This is a genomic window from Streptomyces noursei (genome assembly GCF_016917755.1).
GTDB classification, from domain to species: domain Bacteria; phylum Actinomycetota; class Actinomycetes; order Streptomycetales; family Streptomycetaceae; genus Streptomyces; species Streptomyces yunnanensis.
This window is the reverse complement of the sequence record NZ_CP070326.1, coordinates 4162898-4181662: the sequence shown is the minus strand read 5'-3', so window position 1 is coordinate 4181662 and position 18765 is coordinate 4162898. Positions and strand designations below refer to the sequence as shown.

Annotated in this window: 13 protein-coding genes; 5 read left to right on the top strand and 8 right to left on the bottom strand. The window is 75.1% G+C overall.

Annotated features, from left to right (window positions below; genetic code table 11):
• Window positions 1-47: 47 nt before the first annotated feature.
• Window positions 48-2048, top strand: coding sequence for a glycosyltransferase family 2 protein (locus tag JNO44_RS18405; RefSeq protein ID WP_205365314.1), 2001 nt, complete (start codon window positions 48-50; stop codon window positions 2046-2048).
• 21 nt (window positions 2049-2069) lie between these two features.
• Here JNO44_RS18405 and JNO44_RS18400 read toward each other — a convergent pair whose 3' ends face one another.
• Window positions 2070-2486 carry an ATP-binding protein gene (locus tag JNO44_RS18400; protein ID WP_205365313.1) on the bottom strand — a complete coding sequence of 139 codons (417 nt, stop codon included), beginning with the start codon at window positions 2484-2486 and terminating at the stop codon, window positions 2070-2072.
• Between the two features lie 212 nt (window positions 2487-2698).
• Between JNO44_RS18400 and JNO44_RS18395 the strand changes: the two genes are divergently transcribed.
• Both JNO44_RS18395 and JNO44_RS44455 read left to right on the top strand, forming a co-directional pair.
• A complete protein-coding gene (locus JNO44_RS18395; protein WP_205365312.1) occupies window positions 2699-3457 on the top strand; it encodes a GntR family transcriptional regulator in 759 nt (252 codons plus the stop codon).
• A gap of 243 nt (window positions 3458-3700) precedes the next feature.
• Window positions 3701-4798, top strand: coding sequence for a dienelactone hydrolase family protein (locus tag JNO44_RS44455; RefSeq protein WP_275695754.1), 1098 nt, complete (start codon window positions 3701-3703; stop codon window positions 4796-4798).
• Between the two features lie 72 nt (window positions 4799-4870).
• Here the strand turns inward: JNO44_RS44455 and JNO44_RS18385 are convergent, their stop codons facing one another.
• Window positions 4871-5635 carry a TetR/AcrR family transcriptional regulator gene (locus JNO44_RS18385; RefSeq protein WP_205365311.1) on the bottom strand — a complete coding sequence of 255 codons (765 nt, stop codon included), beginning with the start codon at window positions 5633-5635 and terminating at the stop codon, window positions 4871-4873.
• A gap of 113 nt (window positions 5636-5748) precedes the next feature.
• On the opposite strand from JNO44_RS18385, the gene JNO44_RS18380 reads away from it, so the two are divergent.
• Window positions 5749-7512 (top strand): CocE/NonD family hydrolase, encoded by a 1764-nt coding sequence (locus JNO44_RS18380; protein ID WP_205365310.1) that lies wholly within the window; start codon window positions 5749-5751, stop codon window positions 7510-7512.
• 69 nt (window positions 7513-7581) lie between these two features.
• Here the strand turns inward: JNO44_RS18380 and galE are convergent, their stop codons facing one another.
• The 3 genes from galE to JNO44_RS18365 all read right to left on the bottom strand — a co-directional run bounded on the left by galE (window position 7582) and on the right by JNO44_RS18365 (window position 14189).
• Window positions 7582-8568 (bottom strand): UDP-glucose 4-epimerase GalE, encoded by a 987-nt coding sequence (galE, locus tag JNO44_RS18375; protein WP_039635951.1) that lies wholly within the window; start codon window positions 8566-8568, stop codon window positions 7582-7584.
• Window positions 8569-8613: 45 nt separating this feature from the next.
• Window positions 8614-10302, bottom strand: a complete 1689-nt coding sequence (locus JNO44_RS18370; protein WP_205365309.1) for a glycosyltransferase family 2 protein — start codon at window positions 10300-10302, stop codon at window positions 8614-8616.
• A gap of 317 nt (window positions 10303-10619) precedes the next feature.
• Window positions 10620-14189, bottom strand: a complete 3570-nt coding sequence (locus tag JNO44_RS18365) for a bifunctional glycosyltransferase/CDP-glycerol:glycerophosphate glycerophosphotransferase (RefSeq protein WP_205365308.1) — start codon at window positions 14187-14189, stop codon at window positions 10620-10622.
• A gap of 252 nt (window positions 14190-14441) precedes the next feature.
• Between JNO44_RS18365 and JNO44_RS18360 the strand changes: the two genes are divergently transcribed.
• Window positions 14442-15131 (top strand): class I SAM-dependent methyltransferase, encoded by a 690-nt coding sequence (locus JNO44_RS18360; RefSeq protein WP_205365307.1) that lies wholly within the window; start codon window positions 14442-14444, stop codon window positions 15129-15131.
• 63 nt (window positions 15132-15194) lie between these two features.
• On the opposite strand, the gene JNO44_RS18355 is transcribed toward JNO44_RS18360, so the two are convergent.
• The 3 genes from JNO44_RS18355 to JNO44_RS18345 all read right to left on the bottom strand — a co-directional run bounded on the left by JNO44_RS18355 (window position 15195) and on the right by JNO44_RS18345 (window position 18688).
• Window positions 15195-16151, bottom strand: coding sequence for a class I SAM-dependent methyltransferase (locus JNO44_RS18355; RefSeq protein ID WP_205365306.1), 957 nt, complete (start codon window positions 16149-16151; stop codon window positions 15195-15197).
• Between the two features lie 270 nt (window positions 16152-16421).
• Window positions 16422-17357 carry a carbohydrate ABC transporter permease gene (locus JNO44_RS18350; protein WP_376738543.1) on the bottom strand — a complete coding sequence of 312 codons (936 nt, stop codon included), beginning with the start codon at window positions 17355-17357 and terminating at the stop codon, window positions 16422-16424.
• On the bottom strand, window positions 17354-18688 hold the full coding sequence (locus JNO44_RS18345; RefSeq protein WP_240167580.1) for a carbohydrate ABC transporter permease: 1335 nt from the start codon (window positions 18686-18688) through the stop codon (window positions 17354-17356). The genes JNO44_RS18350 and JNO44_RS18345 overlap by 4 nt, the downstream gene beginning before the upstream one ends.
• Between the last annotated feature and the right edge of the window lie 77 nt (window positions 18689-18765).

Sequence of the window (18765 nt, the reverse complement as noted above, 5' to 3'; positions counted from 1 at the left end):
GGGGTAGGGCGAGGACCCGCAGAGAAGGAACGGAGGCCACTGTTCCCGTGTCCCGCAACTCCGCTCATCCCGACCACGCCGAGAACCCCGAGCGCCCCGAGAAGCCCACGGGCCTCGAAAGCGCCGACGGCCGTGACGACCGGGCCCGCCCCGACCCGACCGTCACCGTGATCGTGCCGGTCCACAACACCCGCCGCTACCTCGACCGCAGCCTCGGCTCGGTCTTCGCGCAGACCCTCGACCCGCACCGGATCGAGATCATCGCCGTCGACGACGGCTCCACCGACGGCAGCGGCGCCTGGCTCGACGAGGCCGCCGCCGCCCACCCCCGCCTCACCGTCGTCCACCAGCCCGCCTCCGGCGGCGCCGGCCGGCCCCGCAACGTCGGCCTGGACCGCGCCACCGGCGACTACGTCTTCTTCCTCGACTCCGACGACCACCTCGGCCCCGAGGCGCTGGCCCGCCTCGTCCGGATGGCCCAGGAGCACGACTCCGACATCGTCTACGGCCGCATCGTCGGCGTGGACGGCCGCGGCGCCCCCGTGGACCTGCGCACCACCAGCCCCCGCGTCTCGGTCTTCGACTCGCCCGTCTACTGGACCCTCGCCGCCTACAAGCTCTTCCGCCGCTCCTTCGTCGAGCGCCACCGCCTGCGCTTCGTCGAGGGCCGCCTGCTCGGCGAGGACCTCCCCTTCGGCATCACCGCCCTGCTGCGCGCCGGGACCGTCTCCGTCCTCGCCGACTACGACTGCTACTACCTGCACGGCCGCGACGACGACAGCAACGCCTCCCGCCAGGACATGGACTGGCCCGGCTACCTCGCCTACATCGACACCGTCCTGGCCGTCCTGGCCGCCGAGGTCCCGCCCGGCCCGGACCGCGACAAGCTGATGGTCCGCCACTTCCACGGCGAGATACTCATGCCGTTCGCGGCCTCCTATCTCGCCCGGGACGAGGCCGGCCGCCGCGCGATGCGCGAGGCCGCCCGCCCCCTGGTCGACCGCCACCTCACCGACCGGGTGCTCGCCGCCCTTCCGCCCGGCCTCCGCCTCCGCGCCCACTGCCTGCACGCCGGCCTCGCCGCCGAACTGGACGCCGTCGTCCGGGCCGACTCCGGCCCCGGCCCGGCACCCGGCCCGCCCTTCGTCGAGGACGGTCGCGCCTACGCCGCCTACCCCCACTTCCGCGACCCGGACCACCCGCTGCCGGACGCCCTCTACGACCTCACCGACCGCGTCGCGGTACGCCAGCGCCTGACCGACCTCCAGTGGGTCGGCGGCGTCCTCCACCTCCACGGCACCGCGGCCCTCCGCGCCGCCGGCGACGTCGGCACCGACCAGGTGGATCTCATCCTGCACCGCAGCGGCGCCCACCTCCGCGTCCCCGCCGCATACGGCCCCGACGGCGCCTGGCACGCCGCCCTCGACCCGGCCGCCGCGGCCCACGGCGCACCGCTGGCGGAGGGCATCTGGGGCCTGAAGATCGCGGTCGCGGCGGGCGGCGCGGACGCCGCGGACGCCGCGGACGCCGCGGCCGCCGAGCCGACCGCCGCCCTCCGCCGGGAGGTCTGGCTGGTCCCCGAAGGCGGCGCGCAGGCCACCGACACCACCCCCCGCGTCGTCGGCCACGGCCCCGACGGCCCCACCGTCGCCGCGCTCTTCCTCTCCTCCCCGCACGGCCACCTCCACCTCGACCTGGACCACGACGGCGCCCGCCGCCCGCTCGGCGCCGACCTGTGGGGCGAGGCGGCCTGCACCCGCGCCGGCCGTGCCACGGTCGCCGCCCGCCTCACCCTCCCCGGCTGCCCCGTGGACGCCGGCCTCCAGTTCGTGCTGCGCGACGCCACCCGCTGCGTGGCCCTGCGCACCACGGTCGAACGCGCCGCCGGCGACCGCTACCGCGCCCGCTCCCGTCTGCGCAGCGGCCCCCCGGGCACCTGGCGGGTCGCCCTCCGCCTCACCGCGGGCGGCCTCCGGCGCGAACTCCCGGTCCGATCCGCCGACGGCGCGGGACCGCTGACGCTCACCGTGCCGGCGCCGGGACGCTGACGCCCCGCGCGGCGCCGTCGTTCAGCGCGGGTCGCCCTCGCGTCGCAGCTCGGCCCAGACGCGTTTGCCCCAGGGGAGCCGTTCGCAGCCCCAGCGGTCGGAGAGCGCGTCGATGAGGGGCAGGCCCCTCCCGTACTCGTCGCCGATGCCCGTCACGCGGACCTCGGGGATGCGCCGGGAGGTGTCCACGACCGCGATGCGGACCACCGTCCCGGCGGGGCGTGTGACGGTGACCCGTACGGCGCAGGCGCGGGTGTGCCGGGCGGCGTTCGCGACGAGTTCGGTGACGACCAGGGCTCCGCTGTCCATGACGGAGTGCAGGCCCCAGGCGGTCAGGGCCGTGCGGACCAGGATGCGGGCGGGGGCGGCGCTTTCGGCCGCGCACGGCAGGGTCTGGGTGTATTCAGGGTGTCCGGTGGGACGAACGGTGACGGCCATCAGGACCTCGGTTCACTGGTTCGCTCGCTGCGTTCCGCGCGGGGGAGCAGGCGCGATGCAACATCTCTAGACATATTTATTAGAGCGCTCCTCTCTAGAGACGTCAATGGGCTCTCTAGAGAGGATGGGAGGCGAGTTCTGCAATCGCACGCGCGGTGCTGGGGGCGCACCCATGGCCTAGGGTGTCTAGAGAGGAAGAGGAGGGCTCCCGCATGGCCAGCACCGAGGGCGACCGCCGGCCGAAGTACCAGCGGATCGCGGACTCGCTGCGCGAGGCGATCCGGGCGGGCACCTACGGCCCCGGCGACCGGCTCCCGGGCGAGAACGACCTGATGACCGCGCACGGCGTGGCGCGCATGACCGCGCGTCAGGCACTGGGCGTCCTCCAGAACGAAGGGCTGGCCGAGTCCCGCAAGGGCGCCGGCGTCTTCGTGCGGGCCTTCCGCCCGCTGCGGCGTCAGGGCATCCAGCGGCTGGCGCGCGAGCAGTGGGGCGCGGGCCGCTCGATCTGGTCCGCCGACGCCGAGAACCGCCGGGTGGTCGTGGACCAGGTGGCGGTGTCGGAGGAGGTCGCCCCGGAGGCGGTCAGGAAGGTCCTGGACCTGGGCGGCGAGGACACCGTCTGCGTGCGCCGCCGCCGCTACGTGCTGGAGGAGAAGCCCGTCCTGCTCGCGACGAGCTACCTCCCGGCGTCGCTGGCCGCGGGATCGGCCATCGCCCACGAGGACACCGGACCGGGCGGCATATACGCCCGGCTCGCCGAACTCGGTTCCAGGCCGGTGCACTTCCGCGAGGAGATCCGCTCCCGGATGCCCACGAAGGAGGAGGCGGAGCAGCTGAGCATCTCCCCGGGCACACCGGTGATCCTCATCCACCGGACGGCCTTCGCGGACGAGGGGCGCCCCGTGGAGTTCAACGAGATGACGCTCGACGCCGCGTCGTACGTGTTGGAGTACGGCTTCGACGCGTGAGACCGCCGCCGGCGGCGCTGTCGGTGCTGCCGGTGCTCCCCGCGGTACCAGCGTTCCCCGCGCTCTCGGTGCCGGGTGCTCAACACCCCTTCCTTGTCGCGTTCTTGGCGTATTTCCCGTAGCCCCGCGATGCCAAGTTGTTCTATAAAAGCTAGAACAACCCGACGGGGGGCTCCGTGGACCGTCCTCGGTCCTGCACCGCTCCCCGTCTCCTCACACCGCCTCAACCCACAGGGAGATCCCATGCGTTCGCGCACCCCTAGGCGCGGCAGGATGCTCACCGCGCTCGCGGCGGCGGTCGCCGTCGCCGCCGGGCCGGTATTAGGCGCGGCCGGGGCGTCCGCGGCCCCCCGGGCCGCCGCCCTCGTCCCCGCACAGGACCGCGAGGTCCAGTTCACCGTGGACGGCACCACGGCCCACGGCACCGTGCACGTCCCCGCCCACCGGCCGGGTCGCAGGCTCGCCGCGGCGCTGCTGATCCCCGGCAGCGGCCCGACCGACCGCAACGGCGACGTGCCGCCCACGTTCACCCCGCACACCCTCTCCCTCTTCGCGGACACCCTCGGCGAGGACGGCGTGATGAGCCTGCGGTTCGACAAGTACGGCTCCGGGCGGACGGGCCTGGGCGGCGGGCCCGGCGCCCCCGACATGGCCGCCTACACCCGCCAGGCCGTGGCCGCGTACGACACCCTGCGCCATCAGCCGGAAGCCGATCCCCGCGCGCTGCTGGTGGTCGGGCACAGCGAGGGCGGCCTGCGGGCGCTGCTCGTGGACCGCGCGGTGGGCGTCAAGCCCGCCGGGCTCGCGCTCATCGCCCCGCAGGACATGCACCTGCTGGACATGGTCGACTTCCAGCTGGCGGGCGCCCTGGACCGGGCGGTCGCGGCGGGACAACTCGACGCCGCCCGGGCGGCGTCGAACAAGAGGGGCGTGACCAGCGCCGTCGCGGACTTCCGGGCCGGGCGTCCGGTGGACACCGCGGGGCTGCTGCCCGACGTCGCCGCCACCCTCGACGGCATGTTCGGCCCGGTCAACGCGGACTTCGTCCGCAGCGACGACGCCCTCTACCCGCCGTCCGTGGCCCGCGGCGTCGCGCCCGGCACCCGCACCCTGGTCACCTGCGGCACGGAGGACACCAACGTGCCGTGCCGGACCACGCCGGCCCTGCTGTCCGCCCTCGCCGCCGCCCGCACCACCGGCCCCGGGCTGCGGGTCCTGCCCGGCCTCGACCATCTGCTGCACCCCGCCGGGACCCCGGCCGACGACGCGGTGATCGCCCCGGCCGCGCGACGGGCCCTGCACGCGTTCGTCCGCCCCTGGCGCCAGGACGCGGGGAACTGAGGCCCCCTCCGTGCGCCGACCCGTGCACACCGCCGCCCCGCCGGATCCCGTCCGGCGGGGCGGACGCGTCGCTCACCCGCCCGGCCGCGCCGCCTCCGGCCCCGGCCGGGTGTCCAGCCCGTCCACCAGCCGGTCCAGGAAGCGCGTGAAGGTGGCCTCGGGGGTGAGGGGGCGGCCGGGGGCGGCCAGCGCCCGGGCGAGTTCGGGGTGGTGGCCGTCGGCGGCGACGGTGGCGAGGTAGTCCGCCTCGGCGGCGGCGCGGTCGACGGAGTCGACGGTGGCGGCGCGGGCGAGCTCGTGGCCGACGTGGGAGGTCACGAAGCCGGTGAGGAGGCTGAAGACCTCCAGCTTCGCGGCGCCGTCCAGGGGGAGCGGGCGGAGCGCGGCGAGGGCGTGCTCCAGGAACGCCAGGGTGTGCGGTCCGAGGGTCCGGCGGGCGGTCAGGGCGGCCGGCAGCCAGGGGTGACGCAGCATCAGGGCGCGCTGGTGGCGGGCGACGGCCTTGAGGTCGGCGCGCCAGTCGCCGCAGAGCGGGGCGGGCGGCAGGAGTTCGCCGCTGACGTGGTCGACCATCAGCTCCAGCAGCGTCTCCTTGTCGGGGGCGTAGCTGTAGAGGGACATCACGCCGGCGCCGACCCGCGCGGCGACCGCGCGCATGGTGACCGCGTCGAGCCCTTCGGCGTCGGCGAGGGCGACGGCCGCGGCGGTGATCGCCTCGCGGCTGAAGGCGGGGCGGCGACCGCGGCGGGGGCGGTCGGGGGTCAGCCAGAGCCGCCGGGGGTCGGCGCCCGGGGCGCCGGGCCGGTCGCCAGGCCGGTCGCCGGGGGATGCGGGCACGGTGCGGCGCTCCTCTCACGGACGTGGGTGGTGGGCGGGTTGCGGGGACACCATCCAAGCATCCGCTATTCTCGTACGACGTACGAGAATGTGGTCGAGGTGGGAGGGTGGCGATGGCGGAGGGGTGGACCGCGCCGGAGGGACGGCCGGCGCGCGGCGCGCGATGGCTGCGGGCGACCTGGCGGAAGGTGCCGACGGGGCCCTACCGGGTCGGATGCGAGGCGGGGCTGGTGGTGCCGGGCGCGGACGGCACCCCCCTGCTGACGGATCACTACTTCCCACGGACGGGAGGGCAGTCCCGGGCGGGCGCGGCGCGACCGGACGGAACGAGGGCGCCGGGGGAGTTCCCCACGCTGCTGGTGCGCTCGCCGTACGGGCGAGGGGCGCCGTGGGCGCCGCTCTACGGCATCCTCTTCGCCGAGCACGGGTTCCATGTGGTGGTGCAGAGCTGCCGCGGCACGGGCGGGTCGGGCGGCGCCTTCCACCTGTGGCGCAACGAGGCCGGGGACGGCCGGGCCACGGTGGCCTGGCTGCGGCAACAGCCGTGGTTCGACGGGACGTTGGGGACGATCGGAGCCAGCTACCTGGGATACACCCAGTGGGCGCTCGCCGCCGACCCCCCGCCGGAGCTGCGGGCGATGGTGACACAGGTCGGGCTCAACGACCCGCACGCCTACTTCCACGCGGGCGGCGCGGTCCATCTGGAGAACGCGCTGGTGTCGGGCATCGGGATGGCCCACCAGCACCAGGGGTGGCGGCCGTTCCTGCGGGCGGCGCTGCGGCTGCGCCGGTGGCTGCGCGGGGCGCACCGCGAGCCGGCTCCGCACACGTCCGGACCGGCCGCCGAACTGCCCTGGCTGGCCGAGGCGTTGGAGCGAGCGGACGGCGCCGACCCGTACTGGCGGGACGCATCGCCGGCGGTGGCCGCGGAACTGCCGACGGTGCCCACCTGCCTGATCGCCGGATGGCAGGACGTCTTCCTCGACCAGAACCTCGCGCAGTACCGGCGGCTGCGCCGGGCCGGGTGCGCGACCACGCTGCTCGTCGGGCCCTGGACGCACAACGCGGCGCTCCAGGAGGGCTGGCCCGAGGTGTTCGCGACGAGCCTGGCCTGGCTGCGGGCGCACCTGTGCGGCGATCGGGCCGGGCTGCCGCCCACCCGCGTGCGGGTGCACGTCGGCGGGGACGGCCCCGGGGGCGGCTGGCGGGACCTCGCGCAGTGGCCGCCGGCGGCGGGCGCGGCGGACCGCTGGTACCTCGGCCCCGGCGGCCGGCTCGGGCCGCGGGCGCCCGCCGCCGCGGCGGCCCCGGCCGACACCGCGCCGGTGGGGGAGTTCCGCCACGACTCGGCCGACCCCACCCCGTCCCTCGGCGGGCCGGTGCTCTCCCCGGGCGCCGGGCGCCGCGACAACCGGTCGCTGGAGGCCCGGGCGGACGTGCTGATCTTCACCGGGCCGGTGCTGGCCGAGCCCCTGGAGGTGCTGGGGCCGGTCGCCGCGCGGCTGCGGGTCACGGCGGCCGGCGCGGACGGCGCCCCCGCCGGCCGGCCCTTCGACGTCTTCGCGCGGCTGTGCGACGTGGACGCCCGGGGCCGGTCGGTGAACGTGTGCGACGGGCTGGTGCGGGTGGCCCCGCGGGCCGGGGCAGCGGACCCGGCGGGGGCGCCGACGGCCGTGGTGGCGGTGGTGCCGATGACCGCGGCGGCGCACCGGTTCGCCGCCGGGCACCGGGTGCGGCTGCAGATCAGCGGCGGCGCGTTCCCGCGGTACGCGCCGCCGACCGGCCACGCCGGCGCCGGCCCCGTACGGGTCGAACTCCACCCCGGGTCGGCGCTGGAGCTGCCCCCGACCGCGGAACCCCCGACCGCCGGGCGCTGAAACGCCGGGCCGCCCGCCCCCGGCGACGGGGAGCAGGCGGCCCGGACGGAGCACGCGCGGCCGGGGCCGTCAGCCCTGGCGGGACTCCGGGTGGTGGTGCTGCCAGCCCGCCCACGCCGACGTGATCATGTCGCGGACGTCGTGGCGGGCCTCCCAGCCCAGCTCCTTGCTGATGCGGTCGGCGGCGGCCACCACCCGGGCCGGGTCGCCGGCACGGCGCGGGGTGACCTCGGGGACCACGCCCCGGTGATCGGTGATCTCGGCGATCAGATCGACCATCTCGCGGACCGAGACGCCCTCGCCCCGGCCGATGTTGAGGGTCAGGTCGCGCACCGGGCCCGGCTCGGCCAGCTTGCGGGCCGCCGCGACATGGGCGTCGGCGAGGTCCGCGACGTGGATGTAGTCGCGGATGCAGGTGCCGTCGGGGGTGTCGTAGTCGTCACCGAAGATGCGCGGCGCGGCGCCCTGGGTGAGCCGCTCGAAGACCATCGGGACGATGTTGAAGACCCCGGTGTCGGCCAGCTCGGGGGTGGCGGTGCCGGCCACGTTGAAGTAGCGCAGGCAGGCGGTGCTGATGCCGTGGGCCTTGCCCGCGGCGCGCGCCATCCACTCGCCGACGAGCTTGGTCTCGCCGTACGGGTTGATCGGGACGCAGGGCGTGTCCTCGGTGACCAGGTCCACGTCCGGCATGCCGTAGACGGCGGCGGAGGAGGAGAAGACGAAGCGTGGGACGCCGCCCGCGGCCATCGCCTCCAGGAGGGTCTGCAGGCCGTGGACGTTCTCGCGGTAGTAGTGCAGCGGCATCTCCACCGACTCGCCGACCTGCTTCTTGGCGGCCAGGTGGACGACGTCGGTGACGCCGTGCTCGGCGATCGTGGCGTCCAGCACCGCACGGTCCAGCGTCGAGCCGACGACCAGCGGCACCTCCTCGGGGACCCGGGCGCGCACGCCCGTCGTCAGATCATCGAGGACGACGACCGTCTCGCCGGCCTGCCGAAGGGCTCGTACGACATGGGCGCCGATGTAACCGGCACCACCGGTGATCAGGTAAGACATAGCGCCCATCCTAGGCAGAGGGACAAACGGACGGGGGCGTGCGGGTCAGCGACGCAGCCGCCGGGCGGCGATCCGCCACACACTGCGCGGTCCGGACGCCACCCGGAACGCCAGCGCACCGCCGGTGGTCGTGTAGGGCTGGGCCAGCAGCACCAGCCGGCGCCGGCTGGGCAGCACCCGGCGCCGCAGCCCGGCGCCCACGGCACGCAGCCCGGCCCCGATGACGGTGCCGTCCGCGCAGGTCACCCGGGCCGTCACGTCCCACGGCTCGGGTTCGTCGGGCCGGGACCCGGGCAGCTCGGTCAGCGGCGCGAGGTCCAGCATCACCGTGCCCGTCCAGGCGGTGCCGTCGGTGGCGGGCGCCAGGGCCGCGGTGAGCACCGGGCCGGGCCGCTCGTCGCGGCGGCGCTGCAGCGCCAGGTCGACGCTGACCGGGCCGGCCGCGGCCAGCCGGCCGTACAGGTCGTGGACGCGGAGCCGGAGCACCCCGCGGGCGGTGCCCAGCACCGGATCGGCGTCGATCGTCACCGGCAGCACGGGGGTGGCCCCGATACCGGGCACGTCCTCGTCGGCGGCGTCCACCGTGTCCCCCGGGGACAGGCCGTCCAGCCGCACCTCGGGCAGGTCCGCCGACCAGACCGGGGCACCGTCCGGACCCGTCGCATACGGGGGCAGCAGCCGGCCGGGCCGGGCCGCCAGCTGCGTCAGCCGGTCCAGGTCGCGGGGGGCGGAGGAGGCCAGGACGACGCGGGCCAGCCAGCGCGCCGGGGCGTGCGCGGCGCGCAGCTCGGCCTCCTCGAAGGACGCCAGGTGGTCCCGGGTCAGCTGCCACCACTCGGTGCGGTAGTCGATGCCGCGGGTGTGCAACTCGCGCACGTACATCCGCAGATCGTGGTCGAGGAACTTGGTGGCCGCGGCCTGCACCAGCGTCTTCCGCCCGGCGTCGCCGAGGATCCGCAGCACGGTGCGGTGCGCCTCGATGCGCTGCCGCCAGTTGGCGACGTCCTTGCGGTCCAGGGAGATCGACTGCTGGGCGGCGGCGCGCCGGACGTGCCAGATGTAGACCGTGTCGGGGACGGTGACGATCTTCGGCGCGGCGGCCAGCACCCGGGCGGTGAAGACGAAGTCCTCGTAGTGGTAACGGCCCTCGGGGAAGGCGATGCGGTGGCCGGTGAGGAACTCCCGGGCGTAGAGCTTGTTCACGCAGAGGGTGTCGCGGACCAACTGCGGTGCCGTGTCGGGGCTGTCGTACACGGCCGGCTCGCGGTACAGGGCGGGCTGCCAGGGCACGTCGCGCCGCGCCGGCAGCTCCCGGCGCACACAGGCGCCCGCGGCGACCGGCGCCCGGTGCTGCCGCGCGGCGGCCAGCAGGGCCGGCACCGCGCCCGGCGGCAGCACGTCGTCGCTGTCGAGGAACATCACGTACTGGCCGGTGGCGGCCCGCAGCCCGTCGTTGCGCGGGGACCCGCAGCCACCGCTGTTCTCGCCGCGGTGCAGGACCCGCAGCCGCGGCTCGGTGCGGGCCAGGGCGTCCAGGGCGGCGCCGGTGCCATCGGTGGAGGCGTCGTCCACCGCGATCACCTCGGTGACCGCGTCTCCCTGGTCTCCCTGCGCCAGCGCCGAACGCACCGCGTCGGCGACGTGCCGGGCGTCGTTGAACGCGATGACGACGACACTGACCTGCGCGGCGGACGAGAGGGCAGGCCCAGGCTGTGGCTCAAGGGCGTCATTCACAGTCACTAAATCTACATTTCGTGTCGACAGCAGCTCTTGGCGCGAGCGGGTTCGGACCCCTGCCTCTCCAGGGTCAGAGGCCGAAAACCGTCGAGCGGTTGCACCGGCCGCCCGCCATTCTTCGCCTCATTGCCGTCTCATGACCAGCCGGCCCCCGCAACGGGGCCGTCGGCCAACCCGCGCGGACACCCCGCTAGGGCGCCCGCACATGCTGTAACGACGCGGGCGCCGGGAGATGCCGATCCGGCCACCGCGCACCGGACCGCCCCGCGCCCCACCGGACCGGGCCCGCCACCCGCACCCCGCGGCCCGCCTGCTCACTCCATGACCAGGTCCGCGACCCGCCCCGCCGCCCCACCGTCGTCCAGATGGCAAAACGCCCCCCGGAACTCCGCATACGCCTCCGCGCTCGCCCGCACCACCGCCGGCAGATCCCCCAGCGCCTCCACCAACTCGCCCGTGGACGACAGCAACGGACCCGGCACCCGCGCCTCGAAATCCAGGCTGAAACCGCGCAACGTGTCGCGGTAGTGCGCGAGATCAGGTGTGAGGAACAGCATCGGACGACCGGTGTTGGCGAAGTCCACCGCCAACGACGAGTAGTCGGTCACCAGCACGTCCGCGGCCAACAGCAACTCAGTCGCGTCCGGGTACGACGACACGTCCACCGCGAACGGCGCATGGTGCGCCGGCAGCCGGTCGGGCACCTGCGGATGACTGCGCACCAGCAGCACATGGCTCTCGTCCAGCGCCGCCCGCGCCGCCGCCAGGTCCAACGGCAGGTGCAGCCGGTGGTGCGAGGCGTCGTACGCCACGTCGTCGCGCGGCGTCGGCGCGTACAACACCGCCCGCTGGTCCGGCCGGACACCCAGGTGGGCGCGGACCGCGGCGGCCACCTCGTCCCGGTTCGCGGCGTGCAGCGCATCGGTCCGCGGCAGCCCGGTCTCCAGCAGCTTCCCCGCATAGCCGAGCGCCGACCGCAGCACCGGGGTGCTCACCGCATTCGGCGAGAGCAGCACGCTCCACTGCCGGCCCAGCCGCGGGCGCGGCGCCAGATGCACCAGCCCCCCGCACAGCGTCCCCGCCAGGTCCGCGCCGATCCGTTTCAGCGGCGTCCCGTGCCAGGTCTGGATCACCCGCTGCCCGGCCCGCCGCACGAACCAGCGCGGCAGATGGGTGTTGGTCACGATCCAGTGGCTGTGCGCCAGCGCCCCGTGCCAGGCCGCGCTGCCCACCACCACCGGCCGGGCCGACGGCGGCACCGCGGTCTGCGCGTCCCGCACCGCCCACAGGTGCTCCACGTCCATCCCCCGCCGCACCAGCTCCTCGTGCACCGCCCGCGGCGAATCCCCGTACGCCCGGCCGCCGAAGCTGCTGTAGAGCACCGTGTCGCGCAGCGGCCGGGAACGGTGCAGCGGATAGTGCTGCTCCCGCAGCACCCGCCGCCGGTACGGGCCCCGATCCACCGGCGGCAGCGCCGGCCCGGCCACCACGAACACCTCGTCGTGCCGCATCCGGTCCAACGTGAACGGCTTGCCGCGCACCGTCCGCGACACCGGCAACCCGTCGAACACCGACGGCACGCACCGCACCGGCGCGTCCGACGACGACCCCACCGCCCCCCGCTCCCGCAGGTGCACCGTCCAGCGGCCCTCCCGCAACGGCACCTCCCCGGCCAACGACGGCAGCGCGGCCAGCGGCAGCGCGCAGTGGAACCGCCCGTCGTCGTGCACGGCCGGGAAGACCACCTCGGCCGCGTGCGCGGCGTGCTTGAGGACCAGCTCCGGAACGGGCGGCGCGACATCCGGCAGCGCCCCCGCCAACAGCAGCGTCCCGTCCGTCCGCCACACCACCCGGTCCACGTACGCCTGCGGCACCCGGTCGTGCAGCACCAGCTCCCCGGCCGGGGACGCCGCCGCCACCAACTCCCGCCCGTGCGACAGCGGATGGACCACCGGCGCCATCTCCGGGGGAGCGCCCACCGGATCGGTGCCGCCGCCGGGCAGCACCAGCTCCGGCAGCCACGTCTCGGTGTGCGGCGGCGGGATCGCGGCCGGCGCACCGTCCCGCCCCGGCCGGGCCGCGTCCCACGCGTCCAGCCGCACCCGGACGACGCACCGCGCGGCACCGTCCACCGCCGGCGCCCCGCCGTCCGTCCCGGCGTCGCCCCCGTCAGCCCCCTCCACCGGGAACGACACCACCGTCCCCGTCCCCTCGTGCGTCAGCCGCAGCGCCACCGGTGCCGGACCGGGCGCGGTCACCGCCAGCTCCAACGCCCCGCCCGCCACCACCGGCGGCGCCGCCAGCCGCCGCGCCCGCCGGGCCACCGCGATCCGCAGCCGCCCGTCCACATACCGCGGCGTCACCCACATCCCGTCCGTGCCCTCGTACGCCCCCGGCGCCGCCCCCGAACCGCACTCCGCCGCGCCCAACTCCCCGGACCGCACCACCCCTGCCGACGCCAGCAGCACCTCCACCCGCCACTCGCCCGGCACCAGCCGCCCGCCGCGCCGCAGCCGCGCCGGATCCAGCCGCAGCTCGAACCCCGACCAGTCGTAGCAGTGCAGCTCCTGCCCGGACGCCGCGGTCGCCTCCGGCATCGCCACCGTCCGCAGCGGCAGCACGATCCGCCGCCGCCCGCACGACAGCACCGCCGTCCGCAGATAGCCGTGCCGCGTCCCGGCCGGCAGGTTCCGCACATAGGCCCAGCCCCGCAACAGCAGCACCCCGCCCCGCCACACCGCCTCCCGGACCTCCGCCCGCACCGGGAAGTCCGCCCGCTCCAGCCGCGCCACCCCCGCCGGCAACGCGACCGGCGGCGCCACCGGCAGCACCGCCCGCCGCCGCAGCGGCGGCCCGGCCACCGCGAAACCCCCCGGATTGCGCGCCTCGTGCGCCAGCAGCGCCACCAGATCCGTCAGCCGCCCGGCCCGGATCAGATACCACTGCATCCGCAGCTCCACCGGCAGCGCCCGCAACAACCGCGGATCGGTCCGCGACAGAAAGTCCCGGGCACAGTCCAAGAACGCCGTCCGCACCTCCGGCGCCGCCCCCGGCAACCCCGCCACCAGGTCCACCAACCCCCCGGTCAACTGCGCCCGGTCGTAGTCCGCCCGCAGCCGGCCCCACTCCGGACGCGCCGGATCGGCCAGCAGCGCCCGCATCCGCGCCACCGCCGCAAACCGGTCCCGCACCCCCTGCGCGGACGGCCGCCGATGCCGACCGGCGCCCTCCGGCAGCCGCCAGTAACAGACGTGCTCGTGCAGCACGTCCACCGCCTCCGCCAGCACGTGCGCCGGCAGCGCCACCGCCGCCCCGTCGCACCACTCCCCGTCGGGAAAGGTGAAGCCGTGCCGCTCCCAGAAGGAGCGCCGGAACACCTTGTTCCGCACGAAGTGGTCGCGGAGCAGCGAAGGATCCTCGCTGACATGCGTGCGCAGCACCGTCTCCCGCGCCGCCGGATGGTCCACCGACTGGCTCCGGCCCGCCGCCCCCAGCCGGTAGACGTTGCCGGTCGCCAGATCCGCCCCCGACTTGTCCAACAACCCCGTCAGATCCTCGTACGCCCGCGGCAGCAGCACATCGTCCGGCGCCAGGAACGCCACGTACTCGGTGTGCGGAAAGGCGTGCCGGGCACCCGCGTTCCACGCCCCGCCCCGACCCCCACCGCCGTCGTGCACCACCCGGAACCGCGGATCCCGCTCCGGCAGCCCCCGCCACGGCCCCGCCGGCGGCCCGTCCGCCTCCTCCGCCGGCCCGTCGTCCACCAGCACCACATCCAGCTCCGGCAGCGTCTGGGCCGCCACCGACTCCAGACACTCCTCCACATGGCGCGCATACCCCGCACCGCGCGGGACCGGGACGACGACGGTGAGTCGAGGCTTCATGGGCGGAGGAGCCTTTCCGGACTTGCGGACCACGGGGCCAACCCCGGGACACACACGGGACGATGCGGCCGACTCGTCCCTCAACTCGTCCATCGGCGGCCCGGTCACCGGCGCTGCGCTGAAAGGGTGAGGCGAAGGTGCGGCGGAACGGCCCGGACCGCGCGATGGCGTAGACCGTGGGACAGCGTGCCCGGTGCCCCACGCGCCGGACACCGGCAACCGTCCGCAGCCCAGGAAGGTGACCGTCCCGCGATGCCCGGCCGAACCGACAGCTCCGCCGCCACCGACCGCCCCGACACCGCGGCCCCCGCCCACGGCACCCCCGCCGCCCGCACCCCCCACCCCACCGGCACCGCCCCGGCCGCCTCCACCGTCCGCCTCCCCGCCCTCTGCGAACGCGCCGGCCTGGCCCGGCTCCTGCCCGCCCGGCCCCCCTTCGCCCGGCAACTGCGCCGGATCGGCCCCGGCCGCGTCCTGGAGATCGGCTGCGGCGACGGCGACACCCTCGCCGCCTGCGCCCCCGGCAGCGTCGGCATCGACCACGACCCGCGCGCCGTCGCCCACTGCCGCGCCCGCGGCCTGACCGCCTACACCGCCGACGCCTTCCTGGCCGGCCCGCACGCCCGCCCCGGCGCCTTCGACGCGCTGCTCACCGCCCACGTCCTGCAACACCTCGACGACGAACAGGTCGAGGAACTGCTGCACGCCTACGTCCGCTACGTCCGGCCCGGCGGCGGCGTCCTGCTGATCACCGCGCAGGAAGCCGGCCACCGCGCCGGCCCCGAACCCGTCCGCTTCACCGACTTCCCCCTGCTGCGGGCCTTCGCGGAATCCGCCGGACTGGCCGTCCGACGCACCTACTCCCACCCCCTGCCGCGCACCGCCGGCCGCGTCCTGCGGTCGAACTCCTTCGTGCTCGTCGGACAGGTACCCCGGGGCTGAACCGGACGGGCCCGGCACACCCGCGCCGGCCCGCCCGCCCCACGGCCCGGCGCCCCTCCCCGACTACCGCCCCGAGGAGCCCTTGCGGGCCCGCACGATCGCCCGGGTCACGATCGGCGGCAGCACGTCCAGCGCCACCCGGCGCAGCGCACCGCCCGCCGGGCGCGGCGCCGGCCGCCCCGCCGCCGGCCCGGCCTCCGCCGGCCGCGCCTCCGGCTGCCGCTCAGCCGGCCGCTGCGGCACCGCCCGGTGGCGGGACACCGGATGCGCCGGCTCCTTCGCGCCCTTGGCGCTCAACCGGATCAGCGGCGCACCGTTGACCTCCTGCACCTCGTGCCAGACGTCACCGCGCGCCGCCAGCCACTCCCGCAACGCACCCTGATACCGCTCCGGATCACCCCACGTGCCGTAGAACTTGGTGCCGGTCACACAGATCGGCCGCAGCCCGTGGTTCGTCACCGCCTGCCAGGTGGCGGCGGCCACCCCCGGGCAGTGCTCGGCACGGTAGTCGTCCATCACCACCACCCCGCGGTCGGACAGCAGCTCCCGCACCGCCAGGATGTCGCCGTGCACGTGCTCGTACAGATGCGACGCGTCGATGTGCGCGAACCGCACGCTGTCCGCCTCGACGTGCTCGCTCACCAGCGAGCTCAACCCCTGCACGATGACCGGCAACTCGTCGTGGAACGCGAGGTAGTTGGCCTCGAACACGCGGCGCGTCAGGGTCGCGTACGACTTCGCCATCTCCTTGGAGTTGGAGTCGTCCGCCGCCGGCGAGTCGAACAGGTCGCAGACCGTGAAGCGCTCGCCCGGACGCAGCCGCGCCCCCAGGAAGATCGCGCTCTTGCCCATGTAGGCGCCCAGCTCCAGCAGGTCACCCGCCACCGACCGGTCCTGCTGATGCTCCAGGAACCAGTCGAAGAGCAGCTGATCGGCGGTGAAGAACCAGCCCTTGACCTCGGACAGCCGGGTCGGGCGCGGCAGCTGGTCGGCACTCTGGTCTGCGGTAACGGCAGTCATGTGCGGTCCGTCTCCAGACGGTCGGGAATCGATGACGACATACGACACGAGGGCGCGGCACCACGCCGGGGTCCGGCGGACGCCCGCCGACCACCCCGTCGCACCACGCGCTTCACGGAGCGGCGCCATCGTGGGGCAGCAACATGAACGGAAGGTGAGCGCCACCCCCCGCTCCGGTCATCTCCCGCGCACCGCTCCCACCCGGCGCCCGACCGCGCCCCGCCGCCCGCGCCCGCCGACCGGGGCTCCCTCCCGGCCTGCCGGGGGAGGTCACTTCACCGCGCCCGCCATCACGCCCGACACGAACTGCCGCTGGAAGGCGAAGAAGACCACCAACGGCACCACCATCGACAGGAACGCCCCCGGCGCCAGCACATCGATGTTGTTGCCGAACTGCCGCACCTCCTGCTGCAGCGCCACCGTGATCGGCGGATGCCCGCTGTCCGCGAAGATCAACGCGATCAGCATGTCGTTCCACACCCACAGGAACTGGAAGATCCCCAGCGACGCGATCGCCGGCCCGCCCAGCGGCATCACCACCCGCGTGAACAGCCGCAGCTCACCCGCCCCGTCCAGCCGCGCCGCCTCCAGCAGCTCCCGCGGGATCTCCGCGAAGAAGTTCCGCAGCAGGAACACCGCGAACGGCAGCCCGAACGCCGTGTGGAACAGCACCACCCCGGCCGTCGTCTCGAACAACCCCACCGCACCGAACAGCTTCGCCACCGGGATCAGCGCCACCTGCACCGGCACCACCAGCAGCCCCACCACCACCATGAACCAGGCGTCCCGCCCCGGGAACTCCAGCCACGCGAAGGCATAACCCGCCAGCGACCCGATCACCACCACCAGCACCGTCGACGGCACCGTGATCGCCGCCGTCGTCACCAGCGACCCCATCACCTTCCCGTTCGACAGCAGATGGCCGTAATTGTCGAACGTCAACTGCGCGGGCCGGGTGAACACCTGCCACCAACCCGACTCGGCGATCTGCGCCGGACTGCGCAGCGACGACAGCAGCAACCCCACCGACGGCATCAGCCAGAACAACGCCACCAGCACCAGGAAGACCCGCACCGCGCCGCCCCCGGCGCGCGCCGCGAGCCGCGCGGCCACCGACGGCCCACCGCCCGCCCGCCGCCCCCGCCCGCGACCCCCACGTCCGGCCGGCACCGCGGCCCCCTCCACGGCCGACATCGGCGACGTCATCGGCGGCGCTCCTTCCGTATCCGGCGCAGATTCACGTACATCACCGGCAACACCAACACCAGCAAGAACACCGCGATCGCACTCCCCAGCCCCTCGTCCACATCCGTGCCGAACGACGACTGGAACAGCTGCAACGCCAGCACATTCGCCGACCGCAGACTGGAACCCGGCGCGATGATGTACACCAGGTCGAAGATCTTCAGCACGTTGATCATCAGCGTGACCAGCACCACCACCAGCACCGGCGCCAGCAGCGGCACCGTGATCCGGCGGAACACCTGCCACTCACCGGCCCCGTCCACCCGCGCCGCCTCCAACAGCTCCCGCGGCACCCCCGCCAACCCCGCCGCGATCAACACCATCGCGAAACCAGCCCACATCCACACATAACTGCCGATGATGGCCGGCGTGACCAACGCCGGACCCAGCCAGTCCACCCCGTTGTACGCCGCCGCGAAGTTCGCCGCCGGCAACCGCAGCCGCGCCCCCGCCGCCTCCGCCGGCAACACATACGTCCCGTCCGCCGCCGTCACCGCCGACGCCACCACCCGGCCGCCCTTGACCGCCTCCACCGTCAGACCGGCCAACGCCTTCTCACCCGGATCGATCACACCCGGCCGCCCCCCGCCCCCACGCGTGAAGTCCAGCCACGCCGTACCGGTGACCTTCCCCGGCCGCGGCCGCGCGGCCGCCGCCGGACCCGCTCTCTGCACGTCCCGCGGCTGCACCGCCACCAACGGCAGCCGCACCGACGACCCCGCCCGCACCACCGACCGCGTCGTGAACGACCCGCCCCCCGACGGCCGCAGATCCGCGTTCGGCCGAGGCTTGGCCCCCGGGAACGGCGCCGGCTCCGCGAACGTGTCATGCACCGCCACCCACACCGCATCGGCCACCCCGCGCTGCGGATCCTGGTCGTAGACCAGCCGGAAGATGATCCCGGCCGCCAGCATCGAGATCGCCATCGGCATGAAGACGACCAACTTGAACGCGGTACCCCACCGCACCCGCTCGGTCAGCACCGCGAAGATCAACCCCAGCGCGGTGGACACCGTCGGCGCCACCACGACCCACACCACGTTGTTCTTCAACGCCGTCCGGATGCCCTCGTCCGAGAACATCGCCCCGTAATTACCCAGCCCCACAAAGCCGTTGCCCGACGCATCGAACAGACTCCGGTACACCGAGAACCCGATGGGATACACCACCAGCGCCCCCAGCAACACCAACGCCGGCAACAGGAACACCGCGGCGACCCACCACCGCGACCCGGCCACCGACCGCCGCCGCGCCCCGGCCCGCCCGCCCGCACCCGTGCCCGCACCGCTCATCGTGACGATCCCCCCGCTCCCGATCGCATCGACATGGCTCCCTCGCGTGGCCGCACCGGGGCCCGGGCCGCGGCACC